A 26,977-nucleotide genomic window follows, 5' to 3' on the forward strand; every position below is an offset into this window, starting at 1 on the left:
CAGGACAGGAGAAGCGCGATGATCGGTTATGTGACGCTCGGCACCAACGATCTGCCCCGTGCGGCGAAGTTTTATGATGCCTTGTGCGGTGAGCTGGGCGTCGGCCGGATGATGGAATTCGAAACGTTCATCGCCTGGGGCGAGCATGGCGGTGGGGCAGGCATCGGCCTCACCAAGCCGTTCGACGGCAATAGTGCCACCGTGGGCAATGGCGTGATGGTCGCACTGGAAGCCAAGGACGAAGCGCAGGTGCAGCGGCTCTACGACATCGCGCTGGCCAATGGCGGGACCGACGAGGGTGCGCCGGGCGATCGCGGCGGCGGTTTCTATGCCGGTTATTTCCGCGATCCCGATGGCAACAAGCTCAACGCCTTCCTGATGAAGGCGCCCGAGTAACGACGAGCGGAATCGCCGTTGCGGCGAACCGCATTGACCGGGGCAGGCGGTTGGGGACAATTGCCGCCTGTCACTGGGGGAATTAGGGCATGAGCAAGTTGAAGGCGGCCAAGGCGCCGCTGCTGTGGATGGCGCTGGGCTGGGTGCTGGCCGCGCTCTACATCATGGGACCGCGCGCCGCGCTCAATCGCGGGCTCGACAAGGCCTATGCCTTGTCGGCGTCGGTCGCTTCGCTCTTCTGATCAGCCGATTCGCGGTTCTGCGCCTTGCGGCGCCGCAAATTCTCGCGCAGCGCAGCGGCGAGCCGCTCTTCCTTGTCCCTCTTGGCCATGGCCCAGCGCTAATCTTCGCGCGGCATCGCTGCAAGTCGCTTGACGAGTCGTGACGCGTCGGCCATAGGCCCGCCCGTCTTTCCGACATCATGCTGCCGTAGCTCAGTGGTAGAGCGCATCCTTGGTAAGGCTGAGGTCGTGAGTTCAATCCTCACCGGCAGCACCATCATTCCCCGAAGACCATCCGGGGGATGGTTTTCGCGGAATGATCCGCCGGAGGCCAAGCTCGGGCCTTCGGGAAAGACGAACATCTCACCCGCCGATTGACGCCCGCATCGCGTCCCGCCACACGCAGCGCATGCGCTTCTTTTCCGACAATGCCGCGCCCGCTCATCCCAAGGTGCTTGAGGCGCTTGCCGGCGCCAACGTCCTCACCACGGCCTATGACGGCGATGAATGGTCGGCGAAGCTCGACGGCGCCTTTTCCGACCTGTTCGGGACTGACGTGCGGGCGCTGTGGGTGACCACCGGCACCGCCGCCAACTGCCTTGCGCTCGCGGCCGTCTGCCCGCCGCATGGGTCGATCCTGTGCCACGAATTCGCGCATATCGAGCAGGACGAGGCGGGGGCGCCGGGCTTTTTCACCCATGGCGCCAAGCTGACGCTGCTGGGCGGCGAGGGCGCCAAGGTCTCGCCGGACGCGGTCGAGGAAGCCTGCGCCCGCGTCCGCGCGGACGTCCACCAGGTCCAGCCTGCCGCGCTCAGCATCACCAATGCCACCGAATATGGCCTGGCCTACCGCCCCGATGAAGTCGCCGCGCTGGGGGAGGTCGCCAAGCGGCGCGGGCTCGGCTTCCACATGGACGGCGCGCGCTTCGCCAATGCCATCGCCTTCACCGGATGCGATCCCGCCGACGTGACCTGGCGGGCGGGTGTCGACGTGCTGAGCTTCGGCTGCGTCAAGAATGGTGGGATGAATGCCGAGGCACTGGTCTTTTTCGACCCCGCCAAGGCCGAGGTCGTGCCGCGCCTGCGCAAGCGGTCGGGCCATTTGATGAGCAAGGGTCGCTATGCCGCCGCGCAGATCCTCGCGCTGCTGGAGGGCGACTTGTGGCTCGACAACGCGCGTGCCGCCAACCGTGCCGCAACGACGCTTGCCGATGCTTGCGGAAGCGAGCGGCTCGTCCACCCGGTCGAGGCCAACGAACTGTTCGTGCGGATGACCCCGGACGAGGCCGCCGCGATCCGCGCACGGGGCTTCGACTTTTACGACTGGGCGCCGGGAGAGGTCCGCCTGGTGACCAGCTGGGATCAGGACATGTCCGCGGTCGAGCGGCTGGCCGCCGCAATCCGAGCGCTTTAGCGCCATGAGCGCCCCGGGCGAGCATCCGATCGACCGGTCGGTCGTCATCCCGTTCATCGTCTTCACGCTGGTGTGGAGTTCGACCTGGATCGTCATCCGCGACCAGCTCGGCGTTGTCGCCCCGCAATGGTCGGTCGCCTATCGCTTCGGCATCGCCGCGGTGGCAATGGCGGCGGTGGCACGGTGGAACGGCGATTCGCTGCGGCTCGACCGCGGCGGGCTGAAAGCGGCGGCGGTGCTCGGCTTCACCCAGTTCTGCATGAACTTCAACAGCGTCTACATGGCGGAACGCTTCATCACCTCGGGCATCGTCGCGACGGTTTTCGCCATCCTGCTGATCCCCAATTCGCTGCTGGCCTGGGCCTTCCTGAAGCAGAAACCGGGCGCGCGCTTCATGGCCGGGGCGGCGGTGGCGGTGGCCGGCGTGGCCCTGCTGTTCCTGCACGAATTACAGGTCAGCCCGGAATCGCCCGACAGGATTTTGATCGGCCTCGGCTTCACGCTGCTTGGCCTGCTCGGCGCATCGATGGCCAATGTCTATCAGGCGGGCGAGGAGGCGCGGCGCCACCCGCTGTTCAGCCTGCTGGCCTGGGCGATGGCGATCGGCGCGATGCTCGACGTCGGTATTGCCAGCATCGTCGCCGGGCCGCCGACCTTCGATCCGCGACCCGGTTATGTGCTCGGGCTGCTCTACCTCGCGCTGGCCGCGTCGGTGCTTTGCTTCAGCCTTTATTTTCCCGTGGTTCGCAAGATCGGACCGGGCCGGGCCGCCTACAGCAGCGTCATGGTGCCGATCATCGCGATGGCGCTGTCGACCCTGTTCGAAGGATATCGCTGGAGCCTGCTGGCGGGCTGCGGCGCGGCGCTGGCGGTGGGCGGAATGCTGCTGGCGCTGGCGTGGCGACGGCGACCGTTGCCGGCCGCCGCCCCCGACGCGGGCTGATCACTTCGCCGGCTGGTCGGCGGTCATGACGAAGGCGCGTTGCTGGTCGACGGGCAGTTCCTTGAGGTGCTTCGCCTTCCAGTCCATCGCCATCTGGACGCGGGTTCGGCCTGACGGGTGGTCGTAGAAGAGGATTTCCTCCCACTTGCCCGGTTCGATCTTGCGATATTCGCTGAGCTGCATCGCGGTCATGGCAAAACCGTCGGGTTCGCGCGCGGCCTCCAGGCCGAAGGCGTCGGCTTCGCTTTCATGATGGCGGATGACGCTGTTGAAAGCGATGTCGGCCGGGATGAGATAGAGCGCGATCAGCAGGCCGAACAGCGGCGCCACCGCCGGATCGCTGACCGACTTCACCTTCCACCGGTCGCCGTAGCGGGCGAGCAGCGGCGGCGCGCCCCATTTCAGCAACGCCGCGGCGAGCAGCGCGATGAGGCTGAAATAGCCGATCAGCTTCCACACATGGTGCAGCTTGTAGTGGCCCATCTCGTGACCCATCACCGACTTGATTCCGGCGAGGTTCGAACGGTTGAGCAGATTGTCGTTGAGCGCGATGCGGATGGTCGGGCCAAGGCCCGCGACATTGGCGGAAATACGCTTGGTCTGGCGCGACGCGTCGACGACGTAGACGTCGTTGGTCGGGATTTCCTGTTCATGGGCGATGCGCAGGATCTCGGCCTTCACCGGCCCGTCCTTCATCGGCGTATATTTGTTGAACAGCGGCTCGACGAACAGCGGGCTCAGCATGACGAGGAAGACCATCAGCGCGACGATCGTCCCGGTCGCCCACAACCACCATGTGCGCGGTGCCTTGCGGATCACTGCGAAGACGATCGCGAACAGCACGAACATGAAGACGAGGTTGACGCCCGCGCCGATCGCCAGCTCGCCCAGCCATGCGGGGAAGGTCTGGTTGCTCATGCTGTATTGATGCTCGCGGAAGTAGCCGGTGTAGGCCCCCCACGGCAGCAGCAACAGCGCGCCGACGACCGAAAAGGGGATGGCGTACAGCCCGGCCTGCAAGGCGGGCCGGCGCGTTACGCGCGACGCCCAGGCGCTCCACTTCGCCGACCAGCCCAGATGGAGCATCAGCCAATAGGCCAGCGCGGCAACCAAACCGTCCCACAGCGCGATCCAGTAGCCGCCTTCGAAATAGGCGTCGCTGCGCGCGCGGGCAGCGCCTTGCAGCGTGGCGAGATAGGCGCGGGTCGCGGCGTCGGGATCGAATGTGGCGGTCGCCGCAGCAAGCAGGTCGATGGTCATGGTGCCCCCAATTATCGTTACGCAGCCAGACTGACCGTCGCCATTGGCCGACGCAAGGGTGCTGCTGGTCGTTGATCGAAACCACAGGCATTGCGTCGAACGCGTGGCCTTCCTAGGCACGGTACATGGCCGACGCAGTAATCTCTCCCGAAGCTCCGACCTCGCCGGAGCATGTCAGCATTTTCCGCAAGGATTACCGCGAACCCGACTGGTGGGTGCCGGAGGTGCGGCTCGACCTGGCGCTCGATCCGGCGGCGACGCGGGTTCGCGCGCTGCTCAAGGTCGTGCGGAACGGGGACCATCCGCGTCCGCTTCGCCTGGCGGGCGACGGACTGAAGCCGCTCAGCGTCACGGTGGATGGCGAGCCGGCGCGCTGGACGCTCGACGGCGACGACTTGGTGATCGACATGGATCGCGACCGGGCCGAGATCGCGACCGAGGTCGAAATCTCGCCCGAGGCCAATTCGCAGCTGATGGGGCTTTATGCGTCGGGCGGCATCCTGTGCACCCAGTGCGAGAGCGAAGGCTTCCGGCGTATCACCTTCCACCCCGACCGGCCCGACGTGCTGGGCGTCTACACGGTGCGGATGAGCGCGGACAAGGCGCGCTTCCCGATCCTTCTCGCCAACGGCAACAAGGTCGCCGAGGGCGATGGCGACGGCGGGACGCACTGGGCCGAATGGCACGACCCCTTCCCCAAGCCGAGCTATTTGTTCGCGCTGGTCGCGGGCGACCTTGCCGCCAATCGCGACCGGTTCCGCACCTTCAGCGGGCGCGAGGTCGAGCTGGCGGTGTGGGTGCGCGAAAAGGACCTGCCGAAAACAGATCATGCGATGGCCAGCCTGAAGGCGGCGATGCAGTGGGACGAGGAAGTTTACGGCCGCGAATATGACCTCGACCTGTTCAGCATCGTCGCGGTCGATGATTTCAACTTCGGCGCGATGGAGAACAAGGGCCTCAACATCTTCAACTCGCGCTATGTGCTGGCCGACCAGAACACCGCGACCGACGCCGATTTCGACGCCATCGCGGGCGTCGTCGCGCACGAATATTTCCACAACTGGTCGGGCGACCGCGTCACCTGCCGCGACTGGTTCCAGCTTTCGCTGAAGGAAGGCTTCACCGTCTTCCGCGACCAGAGCTTCTCGGCCGACATGGGGTCGGAAGCGGTCAAGCGGATCGACGATGTGCGGCTGCTGCGCGCGATCCAGTTCCCGGAAGATGCCGGGCCGCTGGCCCATCCGATCCGCCCCGAAAGCTATATCGAGATCACCAATTTCTACACCGCGACCGTCTACAACAAGGGCGCGGAAGTGATCCGCATGATGAAGACCATGCTTGGTCCGGACAAGTTCCGCGCCGGCAGCGACCTCTATTTCAAGCGCCACGACGGGACGGCCGCGACCTGCGAGGATTTCGTTAAGGCGATGGAGGATGCCAGCGGCGTCGACCTGTCGCAGTTCCGCCTGTGGTATTCGCAGGCCGGGACGCCGAAGATCGGCGCGAGGCTGGAGCGCGACGGCGACGCGGCGGTGCTGAAGCTGTCGCAGGTCGTGCCCGACACACCGGGCCAGAGCGGCAAGCAGCCGATGGTCATCCCGCTGAAGACCGCCCTCATCGGGCGCGACAGCGGCGCGATGCTGGGCGAGGAACGGCTGGTGCTGCTCCGCGACAGCCAGGCCGAGGTGCGGTTCGAGGGCATCTCCGAAACGCCGCTGCTGTCGATCAACCGCGACTTTTCCGCGCCGGTGGTGATGGACGTGACGCGCCAGGCGGGCGAGCTGGAGCGGCTGGCCGCGTGCGACAACAATGCCTTCGCCCGATATGAGGCCGGGCAGGAGCTGATGCTGCGATCGCTGATTGCGGGCGCGAAGGGCGAGGCGATCGATCCCTGGCCGGTGATCGACGCGGTGCGGCGGACGCTGACCAGCAACGAACTCGACGCCGCGTTCAAGGGCGAGGCGCTGACCCTGCCGTCGGAAAGCCTGATCGGCGACCGTATGGAGGTGGTCGATCCCGATGCCATCCACGAAAGCCGCGAGGCGCTGCGCCGCGCAATCGGGGAAGCGCTGGCGGGCGAACTGGCCGAAGCGCAGGCGATGGGCGCGCCGGGCAACGACCTCAGCCCGCACGCCAAGGGCATCCGCAAGCTGAAGTCGGTGACGCTGGCGCTGTTCGCGGCGGGCAACCCCGCGCGCGGCGCGGCGCTGGCCAAGGCGCAATATGATGCGGCGGACAATATGACCGACCGGCAAGGCGCGCTGGCGGTGCTGGCGAGCCTCGACGGGGCGGATCGGGAGGCGGCGTTCGCCGACTTCTACCAGCGCTATCAGGGCGACACGCTGACGCTCGACAAATGGTTCATGCTGCAGGCGATCGCCCAGCGCAGCGACACGGTCGATGCGGTCGAACGGCTGGCGGGGCATGCCGACTTCACGCTGAAGAATCCGAACCGCTGGCGCGCGCTGGTCGGCAGCTTCGCTGCCAACCAATGGGCATTCCACGAAGCGTCCGGCCGCGGTTACCGCTTCCTCGCCGACCGCATCATCGAAGTCGACAGGTTGAACCCGCAGGTCGCCGCGCGGCAGGTCCCGCCGCTCGGCCGCTGGCGCCGCCTGGAGCCCGGCCGCGCCGAAATGATGCGCGCCGAACTCGAACGCATCGTGGCGACGCCGGGGCTCAGCAAGGACGTGTTCGAACAGGCGTCGAAGTCGTTGGCGTGATCGTCCGCTAAGGGTGGAAAGCGGTCGTTCGGCCAAAGCAGCGAGCGGCTGCTTTTAGCCCGGAAGCGGACGGTCGGCTTCAGGTGGAAATTGCTGCAAATCGGCCACGCCGGATCAAACTGACGTTCCCACCAATTTGCCGATCCCCGCAGTCAAAGCCATCGCGAATGCGCCCCAGAACGCTACCCGGAACGTTGCTTTGACCACTGGCGCTCCACCAGTCTTTGCGCCAATCGCGCCGAGTATTCCTAAGGCGACGAGTGAGAGGCCGGAAACGCTGAGCAGCATAGTGCGACCGACTGGAGCAATCCAGGCAACCGCGAGTGGGATTGCCGCTCCGGCCGTGAACGTGGCCGCCGAGGTCAGCGCCGCTTGAATCGGTCGCGCCGTCGTGGTTTGCGTGATGCTTAGCTCGTCTCGGGCGTGGGCCGCGAGCGGGTCGGCTGCCATGAGCTGCTTCGCTACAATGTCCGCCGTTTCTTCATCGAGGCCACGAGCTCGGTATATTGATGCCAGCTCAGCATGCTCAAACTCTGGCTGGGCGGCGAGCTCGGTCCTCTCGCGGTCAAGGTCAGCCTGCTCGGTGTCGGCTTGAGAGCTCACCGATACAAACTCTCCCGCCGCCATGGACATCGCCCCGGCAACGAGTCCAGCTACGCCGGCGAGCAGGACTTCCGTCTTGCCCGTAGCGGCTGCTGCCACTCCGACAATCAGACTAGATGTGGATACGATGCCGTCGTTGGCGCCAAGCACGGCCGCACGAAGCCAACCAATTCGTTCGACTAGATGCCGTTCGGAATGCGTCATGCCCAAACCCTAATAGCCCTGCACACCATATTTTGAGTGTAGACTATCCTTTAAAAGCATGGCGGTCCAACGGCATGGATATCGGTTACGCTTGGCCGGAACAGAGCCATCGGCTTTCGACAACTAAGCGCGAAATCCCGCCGTTGGGCCATGATATTCAGGCAAGGGTTCGGGCTACGGGTTAGGTGGCGCGGCTATTCGTGAGCGAGGCGTTCCACCAGCAAGTCCACAAACGCGCGCAGACGAGGCAATCGCCCGAGATCCCTGTGGAAACCCAACCAATTGTCCCGACTTGGCGGAGCGATGTCCAGTTCGACCTTTTCGATTCCCGCAGTTGCCTCGCCAAGCGACACCGGAAGTACAGCTAGGCCAACGCCTAGGGCGCAAAGCTGTGCCTGCACATCTCGACTATTGCTTCGTGCCGCGATGTGAGCGTTCGGGAAAGTCCGAGTCAGCCAGGCGACGTCAGGCATCCCGCCGAAGCCCGTATCCATCATGATCAACGGGCAGCCCAGTCCATCCCCCGCGACCGGCTTCCACCTCCCTATTTTGCCGTAGAGCGCATAGCTTACGGTCGTCAGCCTTCGGGCGACAACCTCTGGCTCGTCGAATCCGGCAATGCGGATCACTAGATCGGCCTCGCGACGAACTAGACTGTAGACCCGGGCATCGGTGAGCATCTCAACGACAACAGCGGGATGAAGAAGTGCAAACTCCGCGATCACCGGTGCCACCATGATTCGCCCGAACCAGTCGGAGCAGGTCAGCCGCAGCATACCTTCCAGGGATCCATTTCGACCGGAAAGCTGACGTTCCATTGCGATCGCTTCAGCCTCCATCACTTCGGCGTGGCGAAGAATGATTTCACCATCGTCGGTCAGCGATAAGCCGGACGTAGAACGCTGGAACAGTTTCGCGCCCACGGCCTCTTCGAGAGCGCGCAGCCGCCGGCCCATCGTCGGCTGAGATTGCTTCAAACGTCGGCCTGCGGCTCCGAGCGTTCCTTCTCGAGCGATCGCAAGGAAAACCCGCAGGTCACTCCACTCAAGAGGGGCAGCGGACATGTCGTATCCATTCAGAATTGCATGGACAACGTGCATGTTTTGCGACTTTTAGTCAAAGTCGAATGAGCGCATCTTCCAGTCGCCATCAGGAGGTTGCTCATGTCCACGCCAACTATGACCGCCGCCGTTGTCGAAGCGACCAACGGGCCTTTCATTTTGCGCGAGGTTGCGCGCCCGGAAGCTGGCCCTGGCCAGGTTCTAGTTCAGATTGAAGCGAGCGGCACCAATCCTCTGGATGCCAAAATCAGGTCGGGCGAGGCGCCCCACGCCAATCAGCCCCTGCCGGCCATCCTCGGAATGGATCTTGCCGGAACCGTGATTGCAATCGGCGCGGGCGTCGAGAACTTCCGCATCGGCGACGCTGTATTCGGGCTGACTGGGGGCGTCGGCGGGCTGCAGGGGTCGCAGGCGCAGTTTGCGGCGGTGGACGCAAGACTGCTGGCACGGAAACCCAATTCACTCACGATGCTGGAGGCAGCTGTGCTGCCGCTGGTTATCATTACGGCCTGGGAAGGGCTGATCGATCGCGCTCAGTTACAAGCCGGGAAGACGGTTTTGATCCAGGGCGGTGGCGGAGGCGTGGGCCACGCTGCTGTACAAATTGCGCTTGCGCGAGGAGCGAAAGTCTTCGCAACCGCTCTGCGAGAAGATCTCGACTATGTGCGAAGCTTGGGTGCGATCCCAATCGACGGGTCCATTGAGGCAGAGCAGTATGCCGCCGAGCACACCGACGGTCGAGGTTTCGATCTAGTCTACGATACGATCGGCGGTCCCGTGCTGGATGCTTCATTCCGCGCCGTAAAGCGGTTCGGACATGTGGTCAGCTGTCTGGGCTGGGGTACACACAAACTTGCTCCGCTCTCCTTCAAGCAAGCGACCTATTCCGGCGTATTCACACTGCACCCACTTCTGGCCGACCAAGGCCGTGCACACTTCGGGGAAATCCTGAAGAGTGCGAGCGAACTCGTCGATGCGGGCAAGCTCATTCCTCGTCTCGATCCACGGACCTTCTCCATGGAGGAGATTGAGACAGCCTATGACGCGGTCGCAGGTCGAAACGGGGTCGTGCGGCAGCAGGGCAAGATCGCAATCACAATTGCCCAATGAATCGATGCAGTCGGATAGAACCAAAGTTCACCCCACTATCGGTTTCGCCGCCGAGGACCGTTCGGCAAACCAAGGAAAATATCATGCCCATTACCTTCAACCGAGAATCCACAACTGACGATGTGCTCGCCGGCCTCGATCTGACAGACAAACGCATCCTTGTAACTGGAATTTCAGCGGGGCTTGGTCTGGAGACAGCGCGTGCTCTCGCCAGCCATGGTGCAGAGGTCGTTGGCACGGCAAGAGACCTGAAAAAGGCTGTCAGCGCTATGTCCGATGTCGGGTTGGACAGCGGATCCGTGGAACTGGTCGAGCTGGACCTAGCTGATCTGGCGAGCGTTCGACGTGCCGCCGAGGAGGTTCGAAAGGCGCGCCGACCGCTTGATCTTGTGATCGCCAACGCCGGGGTCATGGCACCGCCATTCGGTCTCACAGCCGACGGTTTCGAAACCCAGTTTGGGACCAATCACCTCGGGCATTTCGTATTCGTCAACAGGATTGCGACACGCATGGTTGCTGGATCTCGACTGGTTGTGCTGGCCTCGTCCGGACATCGCTTTTCGAATGTCGATCTGGAGGACCCCAATTTCGAGGCAACTCCATACGACCCGTTTGTAGCATACGGTCGATCCAAGACTGCCAACATCCTGTTCGCGGTCGAATTCGATCGGCGGTATCGCTCGCTCGGCCTTCGCGCTACCGCAGTTCACCCAGGCGGGATACAAACCGAACTCGCACGCCACATGGGCCGCGAACAACTCCAGCTGCTTGTCGATCGCGTCAACGCGGATCTGGCGAAGGAAGGTAAACCGCCGCTGGAATGGAAGACGACTGCGCAGGGCGCGGCAACAGCGCTCTGGGCAGGCCTCGTAGCAAACGCTGATGATGTCGGCGGACGCTACTGTGAAGATTGCCAGGTCTCTCCGGTCGTGAGCGACGAAAGCATTGGCTTCTCCAGCCCGGGCGTGCGGCCTTATGCGCTCGATCTGGAAACAGCCAAAGCCCTTTGGGGGAAGAGCGAAGATTTAGTTTCGGAGACCTTCGACCTGAGGTCGCGGGCCGCGTCTGCCGATGCCGAGGGGCCATTCGGTCGACCGAATTGACGTCGGGCGTGCTGGCTGCCGTGCGCCGGACAGCCCCTGCCCATCTTTATTCGGCGCCGCAGGGAGACGTCTAATGGACCTGATCATCACCAGCGACGGCACGCGCATCTTCTACAAGGACTGGGGCCCCAAGGATGCCAGGCCCATTGTCTTCCATCACGGCTGGCCCCTCAGCTCAGACGAATGGGACAACCAGATGATGTTCTTTTTGGAACGCGGCTTTCGCGTGATAGCGCATGACCGGCGCGGACACGGCCGATCTACGCAATCCGGCGAGGGCAACGACATGGACACCTATGCCGACGACGTCATGCAGCTCGCTCGGGTGCTAGATCTGCGGGACGCAATTCACGTCGGCCATTCGACCGGCGGCGGCGAGGTGGCGCGCTATGTCGCGCGTGCCGAGCCTGGTCGCGTATCCATGGCCGTGCTCATAAGCGCTATCACACCGGTCATGATCCGTAAGGATAGCAATCCTGCGGGGCTACCGATTGAAATATTCGACGGCTACCGCCGAGCCGTTGCCCAGAACCGCGCGCAGGCATATCTCGAAATCGCTTCCGGTCCGTTCTACGGCTTCAATCGCCCCAACGCAGTGCCGATTGAAGGCGCTATTCGCAACTGGTGGCGCCAGGGAATGATGGGCGGGATCAAGGCTCACTATGATTGCATCAGGGTCTTCTCCGAGACCGACCTGACCGAAGATCTCAAGGCGATCGATGTGCCGGTTCTCGTGCTTCATAGCGAGGACGATCAGGTCGTGCCTTTTGCGGCTTCGGGACCACTCGCTGTGAAGTTGCTTAGGCGCGGTACGATTAAGTCGTACGTCGATCTTCCCCATGGGATGCCGACAAGCCACCCCGAGATCATCAACGCGGACATCATGGACTTTATCGACCGGGAATAGGCCCGAGCACGGTCATCATGATTGGGGTCAGCGAAGATCGGACTAACTCCGCGAGACGGATCGAGCACATCTGATCGTTCGCTTTTGGCTAGTACCTTAGTATCGGTGAAGCTTCCCACCACGCCAATCGGAATGAAAGACCAGTTTTGCGAAGAGATTGCGGGAACTGAACGACTGCTCTCGGCGCAAAGCGGCCATAAGGCTAATGACCGCAATGGGTCGTTAGCGGACACAGGCAATCATCCCCAGTCGACAACATCCCATCCGCGCTCGCCCGCCAGCCTCCTCAACCGATCATGCGGATTCACCGCTACCGCCTCGTCGGCCCATTCGAAAACCGGCGCGTCGCTGGCGTGGTCGGAGTAGAAGCGGACATGGCCGCGCTGGAGGCCTGACTTTTCGAGCCAGTCGAGGATCATGGCGAGCTTGGCCGGGCCGTAGCAGTTCTGGCCGTCGATCTTGGCATGGACCCGGTCGTCGAGGCCGAGGATCGAATTGGTGCCGATGCAGTCGTCGAAGCCGAGCCGCTCGGCGATTTCGCGGGCGTAGAAGCGGTAGCTGGCGGTGGCCATGACGACGCGGCGACCCTCCGCCTTGTCGCGCGCGATGGCCCGAAGCGCGCCGGGGCAGACGTTGGTGGCCAGCGTCTTTTCCGCGAAGCTTTCGATCAGGGGCTTCAGTTCGGCCGGATGGCGATTGTGGCCGAGCAGCAGGCGGTGGTTGATTTCCTTGAGCCGGCCGCGGTCGATCAGCTTGGCGACATAGGCCAGCATCGACACGATCACGAGCGGAATGAAAATGAGCCGCCACGGCGCGCTGCGTACCGCGCAATGGAGCAGGAAGGGCGTCCAGGTCGCGCGGCGGGTGACCGTACGGTCCATGTCGTAGATGGCGAAATCGGTGGTCATGCGCGGCCCTCGAGGATGGCGGTGACGAGGTCGTGGTCGGCAGGCTTGTCGACGTCCACCGCCGCCAGCGGGTTGGCCATTTCGACCGCGCGGATGGTGAGGCCGAGCTTGCGGCCGACCCCGTCGAGTGTCTGCTGCAAGGTGCGCAGCCGCAGCACCGCGCCCATCAGCACCGACGGGCCCAAGGCGGCGATCATCTTCCACCCCTTCTTGCGGTCCTGTTCGACCGAGCGCCACAGCGCCACGGCCTTCGCCGCCTCCTTCGCCCCGAAGGCGAACAGGTTGGCACCCGAATAGGCACCCCCGCGGAATTTTAGCCATGTGCGCTGGGTGCCGGGCAGGCGAGCCATCAGCGGGCGTTGCTCGACCAGGCCAATGGCCAGGTCGGCGCCCGCCGCCTTGGCGCAAAAGTCGGCGACCATGGCCGCGTCGAGCAGCGCATGATCGGCGGTCGTGACCAGCAGCGGGAAGCGGGTCGCCGGATCGCCCAGGATCGCATCCAGCGTCGCGGCGATGGTCGCGCCCGACGGTTCCAGCACCAGCTTCTCGTTCTTTGGCAGTGCCGGCTGGATCCGCTCGGGCTGCTGCGCAAGCACACGTACTGTGGCGACCTCGCTGCTGTCGAGCAGCGCCGCGACCGGGCGCGCGACCATCGGCACACCCGCGACCGGAATCAGCGCCTTCAGGTCCGTGCCGTATCGCGCCGCGAACGGGTCGACGCCGGGGCGTGAGCCTGCCAGCACCAGCGCAGCCCAGCCGTCGCCTTTGTCTGACATCAGGCGAGCCAACTTGTGACCGGCCGCCCGCGGTCGCGGCGGGCATTGGCCTGGACCAGTCGGACCCAGTGGAAGATCAGCGAGATCAAGGTCCACGCCGCGACCCACTCCAGCCCCAGGTCGGGCCGCCCGATCGCCAGCGCGGCGACCAGGATCACCATGTTCGGGTTGCGGCGCGCCGTGATCAGCCGGAATTGGCTGTCGATCCGCCGCCAGACGTGGATGTGCATTTTGTACCGATAAAGGAACGCGCCTTCGATCAGTCGTTGCAGCACATAGCCGCCGACGATTATGCCCAGAACGAGCATTTCCAGCACCGGTTCGATCGGCCGGCCGACGGCGGCAAGGCCATGCGCCCACGCCCACCACCAGAAGGGCGGATGGACGAGGTCGACGCCATGATCGAGGATGTTGCCCCACTCGCTCGACTGGCCGGTGCAGCGTGCCAGCTTTCCGTCGACAGTGTCGAGCACCATGAACACGAAGCCGGTCGCAACCCCGCTCCAGTACCAGCCGGTCCAGAACAGGTAGAAGGCGGCGATGCAGAACAGGAAACCGACCAGCGTCACCTGGTTGGGCGAAATGCCCGCCAGCGCGGCCCAGCGCGTCAGGTAGAAGGCGGGCTTGCGCCACAGGTAGAGCGTCAGCGCGTCGGTGACGCCCTTGTAGCTGGCGTCATAGGAGGCGCGTTCCACGAGCTCGGTATCTTCGGCATCGAGCCTAAGGACGAAGGGCCGCTCGCGCTTGCGCAGCAGTTCGTTGGTGAGCTCCGCCGTGTCGGCGTCGATGCACTCGAGATCGCCGGTATCGACGGCGGTATCCTGTCCCATCGCCGCGACCAGCGCGGTCGCGTCCGCGTCCGGTGCGATGTGCGCCAGCACGGGCCGGCCGTCCTTGACCAGCACTGCACCGGGCGTCGCGGAAAGATGCGACAGCCACGCCGGGTCCCAGGCATAGGCGAGATTGGCGTAGATGGTACCGGCCCCCGCAACCGTCCCTTCGACAGGCCGCAGCCCGGCCTTCGCCGCCAGCGCGCGCGCACGATCGTCCGCGGCCATGCCGAAAACGCGGGCTGGGTTGGTGCCGACGGTGACGAAGCTGGTCGAGCCGCTCATGGCGCCCGGCTATAGGCGATTTTGTCCGCTAACAAAGAGGCAATGCGCGTCGCCCTTGCCGCTTGGCGGATTATCGCGCAGGGTTGGCGCGATGAGCGGGGCCGGAACGAACGACGAGACCAGCGACGCGGCGTTGTCCATCACCGGCGCGCTGACCATCGCGCGCGTCGGTTCGACCGAACGGCTGATCGCCGACAGCCCCGACCCGCTGACCATCGACGTCAGCGGCGTGGAACGGATGGACACCGTCGGCGCTTGGCTGCTGCACCGCACGGTGCGCGACCGCGGCGCGACGATCCGCGGCGCGAGCAAGGACGTCGAGGAACTGCTGACGCAGGTCGCCGAAGCCGATCGCCCCGCGAAAGTCGTTCCCGACAAGAAGCCCGGCCCGCTGGCGACGCTCGACGAACTGGGCGCCTGGGTCACCGAATCCGGTCGCACCTTCCTCGGCCTGATCGGATTTTTCGGCGCGACGCTGATCGCCTTCGCCAGCATCATCCGCCACCCCAAGCGCTTCCGCCTCAATGCGGTCATCCAGCGGTTCGACCTCGTCGGGGTCCGCGCGCTCGGCATCATCGGGCTCATGAGCTTCCTGATCGGCATCGTCATCGGCCAGCAGGGCGCGGTCCAGCTCGAACAGTTCGGCGCCGAGGTCTACACCATCAACCTTATCGGCCGCATCACCACGCGCGAACTGGGCACGCTGATGACCGCGATCATGGTCGCCGGCCGGTCCGGCTCCGCCTTCGCCGCGCAGATCGGCACGATGAAGATCACCGAAGAGGTCGACGCCATGCGCACCATCGGCGTGTCGCCGATCGAAGCGCTGGTGGTGCCGCGCATGATGGCGGCGGTGATCATGATGCCGCTGCTCGCCTTCTACGCGATGATCATGTCGCTGCTCGGCGGCGGCATGTTCTGCTGGATTTCGCTCGGCATCCCGCCGCTGACCTATATCCAGCGCTTGCAGGAAGTCATCCCGCTGACCGACCTGTGGGTCGGCCTCATCAAGGCGCCGGTATTCGGCTTCATCATCGCGCTTGGCGGTTGTTTCCAGGGCATGCTGGTGCAGGGCAACAGCGAGGAAGTCGGCACCAAGACGACCTCGGCGGTCGTGCAGGCGATCTTCATGGTCATCGTCCTCGACGCCGTGTTCGCGGTCTTCTTCTCGTCGGTGGGCTGGATATGAGCGGCGAGACGATCATCAAGGTCCGCGGGCTCAAGAACGCTTTCGGCGACCAGATCGTCCATGAAGGGCTCGACCTCGACGTGCGGCGGGGCGAAATCCTGGGCGTCGTCGGCGGGTCGGGTACCGGCAAGTCCGTTCTCATGCGGTCGATCATCGGCCTCCAGGTCCCGGTCGAAGGTACGGTCGAGGTGCTGGGCGAAAACATGGTCGACCGCGACGAGCTGGAGGCCAAGAACATCCGCCGCCGCTGGGGCGTCCTGTTCCAGAACGGCGCGCTGTTCTCGACGCTGACCGTCGCGGAAAATGTCGAAGTGCCGATCCGCGAATATTTCCCCTTCATCAAGCCGCCGCTGCTCGACGAGATCGCCAGCTACAAGATCGCCATGTCGGGCCTGCCGCCAGAGGCGGGCGCCAAATATCCGTCCGAACTGTCGGGCGGGATGAGGAAGCGCGCAGGGCTCGCCCGGGCGCTGGCGCTCGATCCCGAACTGCTGTTCCTCGACGAGCCCACCGCCGGCCTCGACCCGATCGGCGCGGCGGCGTTCGACGAACTGATCGAAGGCCTGAAGCACAAGCTCGACCTTACCGTCTTCCTCATTACGCACGATCTCGACACATTGTGGGCGATCTGCGACCGGGTGGCGGTGCTGGCCGACCAGAAGGTGATTGCGGTCGGGACGATTGAAGAATTGCTGGCACTCGACCATCCGTGGATACAGGAATATTTCAACGGGCCCCGCGGACGCGCGGCGCTAGCCTCGCTGAAGGGACAGAATAGCTGATGGAAACGCGTTCGAACCATGTGCTGGTCGGATCGGTCACGCTGGCCTTGCTGGCGGGGCTGCTGTTCTTCATCGTCTGGCTGGCGGGGCTCAGCAACAAGGAAACCAGCTGTTTCGACATCTATTTCAACCAGGGTGTCGGCGGGTTGAACCGCGGATCGTCGGTCAACTACAACGGCGTCCCGGTCGGCCAGATCACCAAGATCAGCCTGCTGCCCGACCGCCCCGAATTCGTCTGGGTGCGTGTCGAGGTGGACGGTGAAACCCCGGTCCTCCAAGGGACGACGGCGCAGATCAAGGGCGTCGGCTTCACCGGCGTCAGCGAAATCGCACTGGAAGGCGCGGTGTCGGGCGGCAAGCCGCTGTCGCAGGTCGGCCCGCAGGGCTGCCCCGTCATCCCATCGTCCAGCGGCGGGCTTGGCGCCCTGCTCAACAGCGCGCCGGAACTGATCGACCGCATCCAGCGGCTGACCGAGCGCCTGACCGAACTTTTGAGCGACAAGAACCAGAATGCGGTGTCCGACATCCTCGAAAATGTCGATGCGACGACCAAGGTGCTGGCGCAGCGCGCCCCCGACCTTGCCGACGCCGTCGCTGATGCGCGCATCGCGGCCAAGAATGCGGGCATCGCTGCGCAGCGCTGGGGCGAAGTCGCCAATACGACCAACGGCATCCTGAAGGACAATGCCCAGCCGGCGATGCAGGACCTGCAAAAGGCGATCGCATCGGTGCAGAAGGCGGCCGACAATATCGACGCGGTCGTCGCCGACGCGCGGCCCGGCATACAGAATTTTTCGAAGTCGACGCTGCCCGAGGCCAACCGGCTGGTGCATGACCTGCGCGATTTGAGCGAAAGCCTGCGCCAGTTCAGCGACCGCCTGAACGAGCGCGGCGTCGGTGGGGCATTGGGCCCCGAAAAGCTTCCCGACTATCAGCCCGGAAAGACCAAATGATGCGTCACACCCGCCTGTTCCTTGTCGCCTTCACGGCGCTCTCCCTCGCCGGCTGTTTCGGCGGGGCGAAGGTTCCCGCCACGCTGCTGACGCTGACCAGCACCGCCCCGGCCCCGGCCGAGGTTGCCCGCGCGTCGGCGCCGGGCGAGGCGCTGACCATCGACGTGCCGGTAGTGTCGAAGGAACTGGCGACGACCCGCGTCCCGGCGACGGTCGGATCGACCGCGGTCGCCTACATCAAGGATCTGATGTGGGTCGAAAGCCCCGACCGGCTGTTCCAGGACCTGCTGCAGGAAACGGTTATCCGCACCACTAACCGCGTCGTGCTCGACCCGCGCCAGTCGGCGCTGGACCCCGGCCTCAAGCTGACCGGCACCCTCACCCGCTTCGGCTATGACAGCGGCGAAGGCATGGTCGTCGTCCGCTACGACGGCGCCCTGTCGACGGCGGGCGGCACCCGCGTCGAAACGCGGCGCTTCGAAGCCAAGGTGCCTGCGGACGGGACGGCGGGAACGGTGGGGCCAGCGCTCAACCAGGCCGCCAACCAGGTGGCGACGCAGGTGGCTGGCTGGGTCGGCGGCTGACGTCCGCTTTCGACCCATTGCAGTCATTGGCCGATTCAGCGATCGCCTACATATGCAAAGCTTAGCAATCGGGTTTACGGCTCCAAGCACACGCTTCGATGGCGCGACGATCTCGATCGAATGCACTCGTTATTTCGAGGGCGGTCTGAACGTAGAGACATCTTGGGCCATGAATGTGTTCGCCAAGGAAGGCGGTTGGGTAAACCATCCGGGCGCGGACACCCTCGACGATGATCTGGAAGCTTTCATCGCAAGCCTCGCCCCGTTTTATGATGGCATTTCTGTTTGGACGATGGATGAGACTGACCAGGTATTCACTCTGTGGGAGATGATCGTCCGGACTCTGCCTGAGAATATGATCTGACGTCCGGTTTCCACTCATTTCGACCGGTGTCCGCTTTCGACCCATTGCAGACGTTAGCGCACTAGCAGCGAAAGAGCGGCCGGAAGCACGAGAATGGCAACTGCGAGCTTATGTTTCCAAGTGGGCGCGCCGAACTTTCGAAATGCCAACCCCAGCGCGAACGCAACACCTGACAAGACTAAGAACCCGGACGTGAGAAGGCGGTCTGTCTCCGACGTCCCGAGAGAGCCGAACACAATGGCCGCTGCCAGAAACTGAAGTCCACTTAGGAAAAGCAAGACGAGAACAATAATCCGCGACGATTGCTCCCATGCCTTTGCTGTTGCAAACTCGTCAGGCTTCATTTGCAGCATCTTGCTTTCGCGACTTCCAACCGTCAACGTCCGCTTTCCACCCATAGCGGACATTCACATTTCGCTGTCCTACAGCAGCACGACTATGCCACCGTCCGCCACGGTTCTTTGATCGGTCTGGATGTGGTGCGCGGACAGACGCCGTGGTCGCCATGACCGCGCAAAATGTGACCAGCCGCGAGACCGCTTAAATTCACGCAAACGGCCCAGAATCGCGCCGTTGGTGAGCAGATAGTGAACTTAAGCGGCGCGGTCTGCGTGGCTCAGATCGCGTCGAGCGCGTTCGAGAAGTCGGCGATCAAATCTTCCGCCTTTTCGACGCCGATCGAGATGCGCACCAGATTGTCGCTGATGCCGAGCGCAGCGCGCCGTTCTTCGGGGACCGACAGGTGGGTCATTGCCGCCGGGGCCGAGGCCAGCGTTTCGGTGCCGCCGAGGCTGACCGCCAGCTTGGCGATCTGCAGCGCGTCGAGGAAGCGGAAGGCTTCGGCCTCGCCGCCCTTGAGGTAAAGCGAGAAAGTCGACCCCGCGCCGAGGCAGTGACGGTCGTAAATGTCCTTCTGGCGGCTGCCGGGTTCGAGGAAGCCCAAATAGCCGACCTTTTCGACCTTCGGATGGTCACGCAGGAAGGTGCAGACCTTCTCCGCATTCTCGCCCGCGCGGCTCATGCGCAGTTCGAGCGTTTCGAGGCTGCGCATCAGCATCCACGCGGTGTTGGGGTCGCAGATGCCGCCCATCGGGTTGCGGATCAGCCGGACCTTGTCGAGCACCGCCTTGCTGCCGACCAGCGCGCCGGCGACGAGGTCGCTATGCCCGCCGACATATTTGGTGAGGCTGTAGACCGACACGTCCGCGCCCTGGTTGAGCGGCTTGGCCCACAGCGGGCCGAGGAAGGTATTGTCGATCGCGATCGGCGGACGGTCGCCTCCGAACGCGGCCTCGCTCGCGGCGCGAACGGCCTCGACATCGACCAGCGCGTTGGTCGGGTTGGCCGGGCTTTCAAGGTAGATCATCGCGACCTTGCCGCCCTTGTCGGCTGCCATCGCTTTGGCCTTGGCCATCACCGCGTCCAGCTCCTCGCGGGTCGCGCCGGCGGGGAAGTCGACATAGCTGACGCCGAAGCGGGCCATGATCTTGTCGATGACGCTCTCGGTCGCGGCGTAAAGCGGGCCCGAATGGACGATGACGTCATTCTGGTTGGCGAGCGCGAGCACCAGCGTGGTGATCGCCGTCATGCCGCTGGAGAAGGACAGCGCGCCTTCGGCATCTTCCCAGATGGCGAGACGGTCTTCGAGGATTTCCTGGTTCGGTCCGTTGAAGCGCGAATAGACGAGGCCCGCGGCCTTGCCGGTGCCGTCGCTCTTGCCGGTAATGCCTTCGAAGAAGCTCTTGCCCTCGGCGGCGGTGGAAAAGACGTAGGTGGAGGTCAGGAAGATCGGCGCCTTCAGGCTGCCTTCGGACAACGCCGGGTCGAAGCCATGGCCCATCATCAAGGTCGCGGGGTCCAGCTTGTGGTTGCCGATATGGGTGTGGGACGCCTTGGGCGCGCGCTTGTTGCTGTTGGTCATGTCAGATCCTCGAACCGGTCGTTCCCAGGAAGGCGGGAACTGGTGGCGAGGAAGCCGGGGCGCTTACCGTCCTAACCTCCGCAGGACGCATCTCCGCCGGCTCGCCGTGGGGGCGAATTAGCGCCGGCACGCCATGATTTCAACCGATCAGCGCGGCCACCAGCCAGACCGTCCCGACCATCAGCGGGATACCGGCGATGTCGAGCAGCAAGCCCGCCTTCAGCATGCGCGGCAAGGCGATGTGGCCGGTCGCCCAGGCGATGGCGTTGGGGCCGGTGCCGCTGGGCAGCATGAAGCCCCAGCTGGCGGCCATGGCGGCGGGCAGGGCGAGCAGCAGCGGATCGACCCCGCTGCCCGCGATCATCGCGCCGACGATGGGGATGAGCGCGCTGGCGGTGGCGACGTTGGACGCGAATTCGGTGAAGACGATGACCAGTGCGACGACCAGCAGGGTCAGCAGCAGCGGGTGGACGCTGCGCAGCGGCTCCATCGCGGTGCCGAGCCAGGCGCCGAGCCCGCTTTCACCAATGCCGGCCGCCAGCGCCAAACCGCCGCCGAACATCATGATTACGCCCCACGGCGCACGATTGGCCTCCTCCCAGTTGAGCATCGGCCGGCCCGATCCGTCGGGAAGGACGAACAGCAGCAGGGCGCCGGCAATGGCGATAGTTCCGTCGCTGATGCTGCCCTTGGGCAGCAGCGGCTCGACAAACGGCTGCGCCACCCAGGCGGCGACGACCAGCGCCACCAGCGGCACCAGCCGCTTCTCCGCCTCCGACCAGGCGCCGATGTCGCCCAGCCCGCGCGCCGCGGCGGCGGGATCGAAGCTGTCGCGGGCGACACCCTGCACGCGCATCAGGATCAGCCAGCAGGTGGGGATCGCCAGCAGGACGAGCGGCAATCCGTAAGTCGCCCAAGTTAGGAAATCGATCTTGGTACCCGTCGTCTTCTCGATCAGTGCGGCGGCGATGGCGTTGGTCGGCGAACCGACCAGCGTGCCAAGCCCGCCGATCGACGCGGCGAAGGCGACGCCCATCATCAGCGCCCCGGCAAAGCCCTCGGTCTTGCCTTCGGGCACCGCGCCGGCGCGGACGATGGCCAGCGCGATCGGGATCATGATCAGGCTGGTCGCGGTGTTGCTGACGATGAAGCTCAGAATCGCGGTAGATGACATGAAGGCCAGCAGCATCGACCCGGCGCTGCCGCCGCCGCGCTTGATGATGGCATGGGCGAGGCGGCGGTGCAGGCCGACCCGCTCGATCGCCAGCGCGATCATCGCGCCGCCCAGCACCAGGAACAGGATCGGCGAATAATAGCTGCCCGCCGTGTCGTTGACGTTCATTACGCCCGCGGCGGGAAGGATGAGGAAGGGGAGCAGCGCGGTAACGGTGAGCGGCAGCGCCTGCGTCATCCACCATATCGCCATCAGCACGGTCAGCGCCGCAACGCGCCATGCCTCGACCGACATGCCGAGCGGCGCGGAGATCAGCCACATGACGACGAAGACGACCAGTCCACCCCACAGGCCCACACGCTCGGCCATCGACATTCCCCCTATTGGGCCGGCAGCCCGATCAAACTGACCTGCCGACCATAAGTCGGTTCGTAGCGATGCGTCGAGCGGCGGAAGCTGTAGAAGCGATCCTCCAGCGCATAGGTGTCGAGCCCGACTGCCTCGATCCGCCGAACCCCCGCCGCCGCGAGGCGCGCGACGACATAGGCTTCCAGGTCGAAATGCGGCTGGCCCGACGGGCCGTCGATGAAGAAGCGCTCGTTGGCCGGATCGTCCTTCAGGATCGGCTCGGGGAAGTCGAAGCCGACCTCGAAACTCTTCTGCGCGATGCACGGGCCGACCGCGGCGGCGATATGGTCGATGGTCGCGCCGAGCGAGATCATCGCGGCAATGGTCTGGTCGGTGACCCCGCCGACCGCGCCGCGCCAGCCGGCATGGGCGGCGCCGACGACGCCGGCCTTGGCGTCGGCGAGCAGGATCGGCGCGCAATCGGCGGTGACGATTCCGAGCAGCAGGCCCCGTCGGTCGGTGACCAGCGCGTCGGCCTCGGGCCGCTCGTCGCGCGGGACGGCTTCGGTGACGATCACTGCCTTCGGCGAATGGACCTGGTAGACGCTGGCCAGCGGCGCGCCGGGCAGGATGGCGTCGGCGGCCATGCGGCGGTTGGCCTCGACCGTGGCCGGATCATCGCCGCTGCCGAGCCCGCAGTTGAGCCCTGCCACGCCGCCGGTCGATCGTCCCCCGGCGCGGCCGAAAAAGCCGTGCGGGACGGCAAGCGCACTCGCGCGGACGATGTCGAGCGCGCTCATAGCGCGACCCGCATGATGCGGTCGTCGTCTTCGTGATTGCCGACCATGAATTTATAGGCGCCGACTTCCACGAAGCCGCGTTTTTCGTAAAGGCGGCGGGCTCGATGGTTTTCGATGAACACGCTGAGCTGTAGGTGGGTGAAGCCGCGGGCGCGGGCTTCGGTAAAGCCCCAGTCGATCAATGCGTCGGCAATGCCGCGTCCCTTGGCGGCGTCGTCGAGGTAGAGCTGGTGCAGTTCCCACGTCCGGTCAGGCGCGTCGCCCGGAAGCTCGTTGGGTCCCATCTTGATATAACCGATGATCGCGCCGCCCGCTTCGACCAGACGGAAGGCATAGTCGGGATCGGCGAGCTGCGCTTCGAACGCTTCCGGTGCCTTGTCGCACAGGAAGCTGGCGAGGTCGTCGCTGGCATACATATGGCCGAAGGTCGCGGCGAAGGCGCGGCAGAAGAGCTTGCTGATCGCTTCGCCATCACCCGGGCGGCCGTCGCGATAGCTAAGCGTCATGCATCCAGTCCTGCGATATCGGGCCAGCCCGGCGCGCGGACGCCCAGAACCTTGAACAGCCGCCCCATCTCGGCCTCGTCGCACAGGCGGCGGCGGTCGTTGGCGATCTCCTCGGTGCGCTCCGGGTTGCGTGCCGCCAGCGCCATCGCCCGCGCGCCGATGCCAAGGGTCTCGAGCCAGCTTCCCTGGCTGATCAGGCGGCTCGGCACCGCGCCGCCGCGGCGCGCGGCCTCGGCCAGGGCAGGGAAGTCGACATGGCTGGTGAGGTCCTGCTCGCCGGGCGTGTCGAGGACGTAAGTATGTTTATGGGCGCGCATCGCCTGCAGCGTGTCGCCCTTGGCGTCCTTTTCGCCGAAGCCATAATCGATGACGATGGCCGCGCCACCCTTGTCGGCCAGTAGGCGTGCAAGTGCTTCCATCGCGTCATTCCGGGCCGGCGCGGTCTCGACGATCGGTCCGTCGCGGTCGAAGGCTAGACCGCCGGCCGCGAGGATCACATGGCGTTCGAAACCCCCGACGAACTGGCGGATCGGCAGCGCGTCGAAAAATTCGGAGGCGACAAGCAGGAGCGGGCCGTCGCCTGCGGAAAGGCCGCCCAGATCGTCATGGCAGACGGCGTCGGGCACGCGTTCGCGTTGGGCCGCGCGCAGGGTCGGGCTGGTTTCGACCAGTTCGACCGACGTCGGTTCGCAGCCCGACGCCCGCAGGACGCGCAAGGCGTCGGCAGCAAGAGTACCGCGCCCCGGACCGAGCTCAGCATAGCGGACATTGTGGGGCCGCCCCGCGCGCGCCCAGACATCCGCCAGCGCGGCGCCGATCATCTCGCCGTACATCTGGCTCATTTCCGGCGCGGTGGTGAAGTCGCCCTCGATGCCCAACGGATCGCGGGTGGCGTAATAATATTCGTTGCAGGCCTGCATGAAGGCCTCGACGGTCATGCGCCCTTCAGCGCGAATGCGGTCGGTCAGCGCGCGCTGGAGCGGAGTCATGCCACGCTGGCGGTGCCGACGGTCGGCTCGACCCTAACCCGCCGCTTGGCGGAGGTCAGCATCAGGTAAAGCCCGCCAAGGATCATCGGCACGCATAGCCACTGCCCCATGTGCAGGCCGGTTGTCTGCGCAAACTCGCTCAATTGCGCGTCGGGCAGGCGGACGAATTCGACCGCGAAGCGGAAGATGCCGTAGAAGAACAGGAAGGCGCCGCACAGCATGCCGGGCTTGTAGCGACTGTCGGTCTTCCAGAAGAGCAGCCACAGGATGAGGAACATGACGATGCCTTCCAACCCGGCTTCGTAAAGCTGGCTGGGGTGGCGCGGGGGACCGAGGACACGCATGCCGTCGACCACTTCTTCGAACCGGATCGCCCAAGGAACGGTGGTGACCGACCCCCACAATTCCTGGTTTACGAAATTGGCCAGCCGGCCGAAGAACAGCCCGAACGGCACCACGCAGGCGACATAGTCGTGGACGCGGATGAAGTTCAGCTTTTCCTTCCAGCTGATGTAGGCGATCGCGGCGATGGTGCCCAACAGACCGCCGTGGAAGCTCATCCCCCCGTCCCACAGCTTGAGGATGTCGAGCGGGTGCTGGAGGTACCAGGGCAGGTTGTAGAACAGCACATAGCCCAGTCGCCCGCCGAAGATGATCCCGAGCGAGGCGTAGAAGACGAGGTCGTCGGCATGGCGGCGGGCCATCGGCGCGCCGGGCTGCTTCAACAGCTTGAGCATGTACCAGTAGCCGATGAAGATGCCGGCAAGGTAGGCGATCGAATACCAGCGGAGCTGGAAGAAGCCGATCTTGAAGATCACCGGCGACAGGCCAAGGTCGGGAAAGGCGATCGCGTTCGAAGCGGCGGCGGCAATCGTCAACAACATCACACTCATGGGCTTCCCCTTGTCCTTGCCGCCTCATAGGGTGGGAAAAAATAAAGTCCAAGGAGTAGCGATGCCGTCCGTTCTCGACCAGCAATATGAAGCCGTGCTTGCGGCCATGACCGCGCCCGGCGGTCCGCTGGTGATCGAAAAAGACGCAATGGGCCGCGCCTATGTCGCCAACTTCCCGCAGACGCTGCCGACCTTCTTCCAGGCTTTTTCGGCGATGCACGCGGCGGTCGAATGCATCGTCGACGGCGAGCAGCGGCTGACCTTCGCCGAGGCCAATGCGCTGTCGGACCGGATTGCCCGGGCGCTGGTGAAGCGCGGGGTGCATAAGGGCGACCGCGTTGCGATCGCGATGCGCAACTGCGCGGCGTGGATCCTGTCCTACATGGCGGTGGCCAAGGTCGGGGCCGTCGCCACGCTGATCAACGGCTGGTGGCGCGAAGCGGAGCTTGACCATGCGCTGCGCCTGACCGAACCGTCGCTGATTATCGCCGACGGGCCGCGCGCCCAGCTTGTCGACAGCCTTGAGGGCGGCTGGAAGGTCGAGCCGATCGACATCCGCAAGCCGGCCGAGGAAGCCTTCGCGGCGCTTATCACCGTGGTCGGCGATGCGACGCCGCTGCCCGAAATCGTGCCCGACGACGATGCGACGATCCTGTTCACCTCGGGCTCGACCGGCCTTGCCAAGGGCGCGCTGTCGACCCACCGCCAGGTGATGGCGGCGACCTATACCTATGTCACCTCGCTGCTCGTCCTGAAGGGCATCCTCGAACATAAGGGCACGCCGCCGGTCCACCCGCTGCGGGCGCTGGTGTCGGTGCCGCTGTTCCACGTGACCGGCGAGATACCGGTGATGCTGACCAGCATGGCGATCGGCCGGACGCTGGTGCTGATGCCCAAATGGGATGCGGGCGAAGCCATTCGCCTGATCGAGCGCGAAAAGATTACCGCCTTTACCGGCGTGCCGACGATGGCGCTGGAAATCCTCAACCACCCCGATCGCGCAAACCACGACCTCAGCACGCTGGCCGACATCAATTCGGGCGGGGCGCCGCGCCCGGCCAGCCACGTCGAGCGGCAAGAGCGCGACATGCCGACGACGCGCTCGGTCCAGGGCTATGGCCTCACCGAAACCAATGCCGTCGGCTGCGGCATCTTCTGGAGCAATTACAAGGAAAAGCCGACCTCGACCGGACGACCGCAAATCCCCTACGTCGAACTGGCGATCCTCGGCGCCGACGGCAGCCACCTGCCGCAGGGAGAGACGGGCGAAATCGCGATCCGGGCAGCCGGGGTCATCAAGGGCTATTTCCGCGATCCCGCCGCCACCGAAGCAGCGTTCACCAGTGACGGCTATTTCCGCACCGGGGACGTCGGCTACATCGACCCCGACGGCTATCTGTTCATCGTCGACCGGATGAAGGAAATTATCATCCGCGGCGGCGAGAATATCAGCGCCGCCGAAGTGGAAGCCGCGATTTACGGCTGCGACGGGGTGGCCGAAGCCGCGGTGTTCGGCATCGCCGACGACCGGCTTGGCGAAGTGCCTGCCGCCATCCTGTATCGCCGCGACGGTTCGACCCTTAGCGAAGAGCAGCTGCGCGATTTCCTGGGCGCGCGGCTGGCGGCGTTCAAGATGCCGGCCAAGTTCATCTTCGCCAGCGAACCGCTGCCGCGGCTCGGCACCGGCAAGATCGACCGCGTCGCGTTGAAGCAGCGGTACGCGGCCTGAC

The 26,977-nt window shown here is 64.8% G+C and carries 28 protein-coding genes and 1 tRNA gene; 15 read left to right on the forward strand and 14 right to left on the reverse strand.

Annotation, left to right across the window (positions count from 1 at the left end):
- The first annotated feature begins 18 nt into the window (after window positions 1–18).
- On the forward strand, window positions 19–396 hold the full coding sequence (locus G570_RS03380) for a VOC family protein (protein ID WP_037499142.1): 378 nt from the start codon (window positions 19–21) through the stop codon (window positions 394–396).
- Window positions 397–485: 89 nt separating this feature from the next.
- Window positions 486–638, forward strand: coding sequence for a hypothetical protein (locus G570_RS13570; protein WP_156930304.1), 153 nt, complete (start codon window positions 486–488; stop codon window positions 636–638).
- Here the strand turns inward: G570_RS13570 and G570_RS14045 are convergent.
- Window positions 602–727 carry a hypothetical protein gene (locus G570_RS14045; RefSeq protein WP_281169492.1) on the reverse strand — a complete coding sequence of 42 codons (126 nt, stop codon included), beginning with the start codon at window positions 725–727 and terminating at the stop codon, window positions 602–604. The two genes, G570_RS13570 and G570_RS14045, sit on opposite strands and share 37 nt — an antisense overlap.
- A 92-nt stretch (window positions 728–819) precedes the next feature.
- Between G570_RS14045 and G570_RS03385 the strand changes: the two genes are divergently transcribed.
- From G570_RS03385 to G570_RS03395, 3 genes are all read left to right on the forward strand, one after another.
- A tRNA-Thr gene (locus G570_RS03385) sits at window positions 820–894 on the forward strand.
- Window positions 895–1,026: 132 nt separating this feature from the next.
- The gene (locus G570_RS03390; protein WP_037499145.1) at window positions 1,027–2,031 is read left to right on the forward strand and encodes a threonine aldolase family protein; all 1,005 of its coding nucleotides are present in this window, start codon (window positions 1,027–1,029) and stop codon (window positions 2,029–2,031) included.
- Between the two features lie 4 nt (window positions 2,032–2,035).
- Window positions 2,036–2,974 (forward strand): DMT family transporter, encoded by a 939-nt coding sequence (locus tag G570_RS03395; RefSeq protein ID WP_037499148.1) that lies wholly within the window; start codon window positions 2,036–2,038, stop codon window positions 2,972–2,974.
- Here the strand turns inward: G570_RS03395 and G570_RS03400 are convergent, their stop codons facing one another.
- On the reverse strand, window positions 2,975–4,234 hold the full coding sequence (locus tag G570_RS03400; protein WP_051503998.1) for a M48 family metallopeptidase: 1,260 nt from the start codon (window positions 4,232–4,234) through the stop codon (window positions 2,975–2,977). It abuts the gene before it with no gap.
- A 125-nt stretch (window positions 4,235–4,359) separates the two neighbouring features.
- Here G570_RS03400 and pepN point away from each other — a divergent pair, with 125 nt between their 5' ends.
- The gene (pepN, locus tag G570_RS03405) at window positions 4,360–6,957 is read left to right on the forward strand and encodes an aminopeptidase N (protein ID WP_037499151.1); all 2,598 of its coding nucleotides are present in this window, start codon (window positions 4,360–4,362) and stop codon (window positions 6,955–6,957) included.
- 114 nt (window positions 6,958–7,071) lie between these two features.
- Here pepN and G570_RS03410 read toward each other — a convergent pair whose 3' ends face one another.
- The gene (locus tag G570_RS03410) at window positions 7,072–7,764 is read right to left on the reverse strand and encodes a VIT1/CCC1 transporter family protein (RefSeq protein WP_037499155.1); all 693 of its coding nucleotides are present in this window, start codon (window positions 7,762–7,764) and stop codon (window positions 7,072–7,074) included.
- Window positions 7,765–7,958: 194 nt separating this feature from the next.
- Window positions 7,959–8,828, reverse strand: coding sequence for a LysR family transcriptional regulator (locus G570_RS03415; protein WP_037503627.1), 870 nt, complete (start codon window positions 8,826–8,828; stop codon window positions 7,959–7,961).
- A gap of 114 nt (window positions 8,829–8,942) precedes the next feature.
- Between G570_RS03415 and G570_RS03420 the strand changes: the two genes are divergently transcribed.
- From G570_RS03420 to G570_RS03430, 3 genes are all read left to right on the forward strand, one after another.
- Window positions 8,943–9,935, forward strand: a complete 993-nt coding sequence (locus G570_RS03420) for a zinc-dependent alcohol dehydrogenase family protein (RefSeq protein ID WP_245600252.1) — start codon at window positions 8,943–8,945, stop codon at window positions 9,933–9,935.
- Between the two features lie 83 nt (window positions 9,936–10,018).
- Window positions 10,019–11,038: an SDR family NAD(P)-dependent oxidoreductase gene (locus G570_RS03425; RefSeq protein WP_051503999.1), complete on the forward strand. Its 1,020-nt coding sequence runs from the start codon at window positions 10,019–10,021 to the stop codon at window positions 11,036–11,038.
- Window positions 11,039–11,111: 73 nt separating this feature from the next.
- Entirely contained in the window at window positions 11,112–11,945 is an 834-nt protein-coding gene (locus G570_RS03430; protein ID WP_037499160.1) for an alpha/beta fold hydrolase, read from the forward strand.
- 239 nt (window positions 11,946–12,184) lie between these two features.
- Here the strand turns inward: G570_RS03430 and G570_RS03435 are convergent, their stop codons facing one another.
- The 3 genes from G570_RS03435 to G570_RS03445 are packed head-to-tail and all read right to left on the reverse strand — an operon-like array spanning window position 12,185 to window position 14,744.
- Complete coding sequence (locus G570_RS03435) at window positions 12,185–12,853, reverse strand: HAD family hydrolase (protein WP_037499163.1); 669 nt, start codon at window positions 12,851–12,853, stop codon at window positions 12,185–12,187.
- On the reverse strand, window positions 12,850–13,629 hold the full coding sequence (locus G570_RS03440) for an NTP transferase domain-containing protein (RefSeq protein WP_037499166.1): 780 nt from the start codon (window positions 13,627–13,629) through the stop codon (window positions 12,850–12,852). Before G570_RS03440 ends, G570_RS03435 begins: the two co-directional genes overlap by 4 nt.
- The gene (locus tag G570_RS03445; protein ID WP_037499169.1) at window positions 13,629–14,744 is read right to left on the reverse strand and encodes a CDP-alcohol phosphatidyltransferase family protein; all 1,116 of its coding nucleotides are present in this window, start codon (window positions 14,742–14,744) and stop codon (window positions 13,629–13,631) included. Before G570_RS03445 ends, G570_RS03440 begins: the two co-directional genes overlap by 1 nt.
- 91 nt (window positions 14,745–14,835) lie before the next feature.
- On the opposite strand from G570_RS03445, the gene G570_RS03450 reads away from it, so the two are divergent.
- From G570_RS03450 to G570_RS03470, 5 genes are read left to right on the forward strand one after another with little or no spacing between them, the layout of a single operon-like run.
- On the forward strand, window positions 14,836–15,933 hold the full coding sequence (locus G570_RS03450) for an ABC transporter permease (RefSeq protein ID WP_037499171.1): 1,098 nt from the start codon (window positions 14,836–14,838) through the stop codon (window positions 15,931–15,933).
- Window positions 15,930–16,715: an ABC transporter ATP-binding protein gene (locus G570_RS03455; protein WP_037499174.1), complete on the forward strand. Its 786-nt coding sequence runs from the start codon at window positions 15,930–15,932 to the stop codon at window positions 16,713–16,715. The genes G570_RS03450 and G570_RS03455 overlap by 4 nt, the downstream gene beginning before the upstream one ends.
- The gene (locus G570_RS03460; protein WP_037499177.1) at window positions 16,715–17,668 is read left to right on the forward strand and encodes an MlaD family protein; all 954 of its coding nucleotides are present in this window, start codon (window positions 16,715–16,717) and stop codon (window positions 17,666–17,668) included. Before G570_RS03455 ends, G570_RS03460 begins: the two co-directional genes overlap by 1 nt.
- The gene (locus tag G570_RS03465) at window positions 17,665–18,252 is read left to right on the forward strand and encodes an ABC-type transport auxiliary lipoprotein family protein (RefSeq protein ID WP_037499182.1); all 588 of its coding nucleotides are present in this window, start codon (window positions 17,665–17,667) and stop codon (window positions 18,250–18,252) included. Before G570_RS03460 ends, G570_RS03465 begins: the two co-directional genes overlap by 4 nt.
- Window positions 18,253–18,304: 52 nt before the next feature.
- Window positions 18,305–18,616, forward strand: a complete 312-nt coding sequence (locus tag G570_RS03470; RefSeq protein ID WP_037499185.1) for a hypothetical protein — start codon at window positions 18,305–18,307, stop codon at window positions 18,614–18,616.
- Between the two features lie 53 nt (window positions 18,617–18,669).
- Here the strand turns inward: G570_RS03470 and G570_RS03475 are convergent, their stop codons facing one another.
- The 7 genes from G570_RS03475 to lgt form a co-directional block, all read right to left on the reverse strand.
- Window positions 18,670–18,960: a hypothetical protein gene (locus tag G570_RS03475; protein ID WP_156930306.1), complete on the reverse strand. Its 291-nt coding sequence runs from the start codon at window positions 18,958–18,960 to the stop codon at window positions 18,670–18,672.
- A 272-nt stretch (window positions 18,961–19,232) separates the two neighbouring features.
- The gene (locus G570_RS03480) at window positions 19,233–20,537 is read right to left on the reverse strand and encodes a cystathionine gamma-synthase family protein (RefSeq protein WP_037499187.1); all 1,305 of its coding nucleotides are present in this window, start codon (window positions 20,535–20,537) and stop codon (window positions 19,233–19,235) included.
- Between the two features lie 139 nt (window positions 20,538–20,676).
- Window positions 20,677–22,086 carry an SLC13 family permease gene (locus G570_RS03485; protein ID WP_037499190.1) on the reverse strand — a complete coding sequence of 470 codons (1,410 nt, stop codon included), beginning with the start codon at window positions 22,084–22,086 and terminating at the stop codon, window positions 20,677–20,679.
- A 5-nt stretch (window positions 22,087–22,091) separates the two neighbouring features.
- The gene (gene pgeF, locus G570_RS03490) at window positions 22,092–22,859 is read right to left on the reverse strand and encodes a peptidoglycan editing factor PgeF (RefSeq protein WP_037499192.1); all 768 of its coding nucleotides are present in this window, start codon (window positions 22,857–22,859) and stop codon (window positions 22,092–22,094) included.
- Entirely contained in the window at window positions 22,856–23,365 is a 510-nt protein-coding gene (locus tag G570_RS03495) for a GNAT family N-acetyltransferase (protein ID WP_037499194.1), read from the reverse strand. Before G570_RS03495 ends, pgeF begins: the two co-directional genes overlap by 4 nt.
- The gene (locus G570_RS03500) at window positions 23,362–24,354 is read right to left on the reverse strand and encodes a class I SAM-dependent methyltransferase (RefSeq protein WP_037499196.1); all 993 of its coding nucleotides are present in this window, start codon (window positions 24,352–24,354) and stop codon (window positions 23,362–23,364) included. The genes G570_RS03495 and G570_RS03500 overlap by 4 nt, the downstream gene beginning before the upstream one ends.
- Entirely contained in the window at window positions 24,351–25,238 is an 888-nt protein-coding gene (lgt, locus tag G570_RS03505) for a prolipoprotein diacylglyceryl transferase (RefSeq protein ID WP_037499198.1), read from the reverse strand. The genes G570_RS03500 and lgt overlap by 4 nt, the downstream gene beginning before the upstream one ends.
- Before the next feature lie 70 nt (window positions 25,239–25,308).
- On the opposite strand from lgt, the gene G570_RS03510 reads away from it, so the two are divergent.
- Entirely contained in the window at window positions 25,309–26,976 is a 1,668-nt protein-coding gene (locus tag G570_RS03510) for a class I adenylate-forming enzyme family protein (RefSeq protein WP_037499200.1), read from the forward strand.
- Window position 26,977 lies beyond the last annotated feature (1 nt).

The sequence above is a fragment of the Sphingomonas jaspsi DSM 18422 genome (genome assembly GCF_000585415.1).
Classification (GTDB): Bacteria; Pseudomonadota; Alphaproteobacteria; order Sphingomonadales; family Sphingomonadaceae; genus Sphingomicrobium; species Sphingomicrobium jaspsi.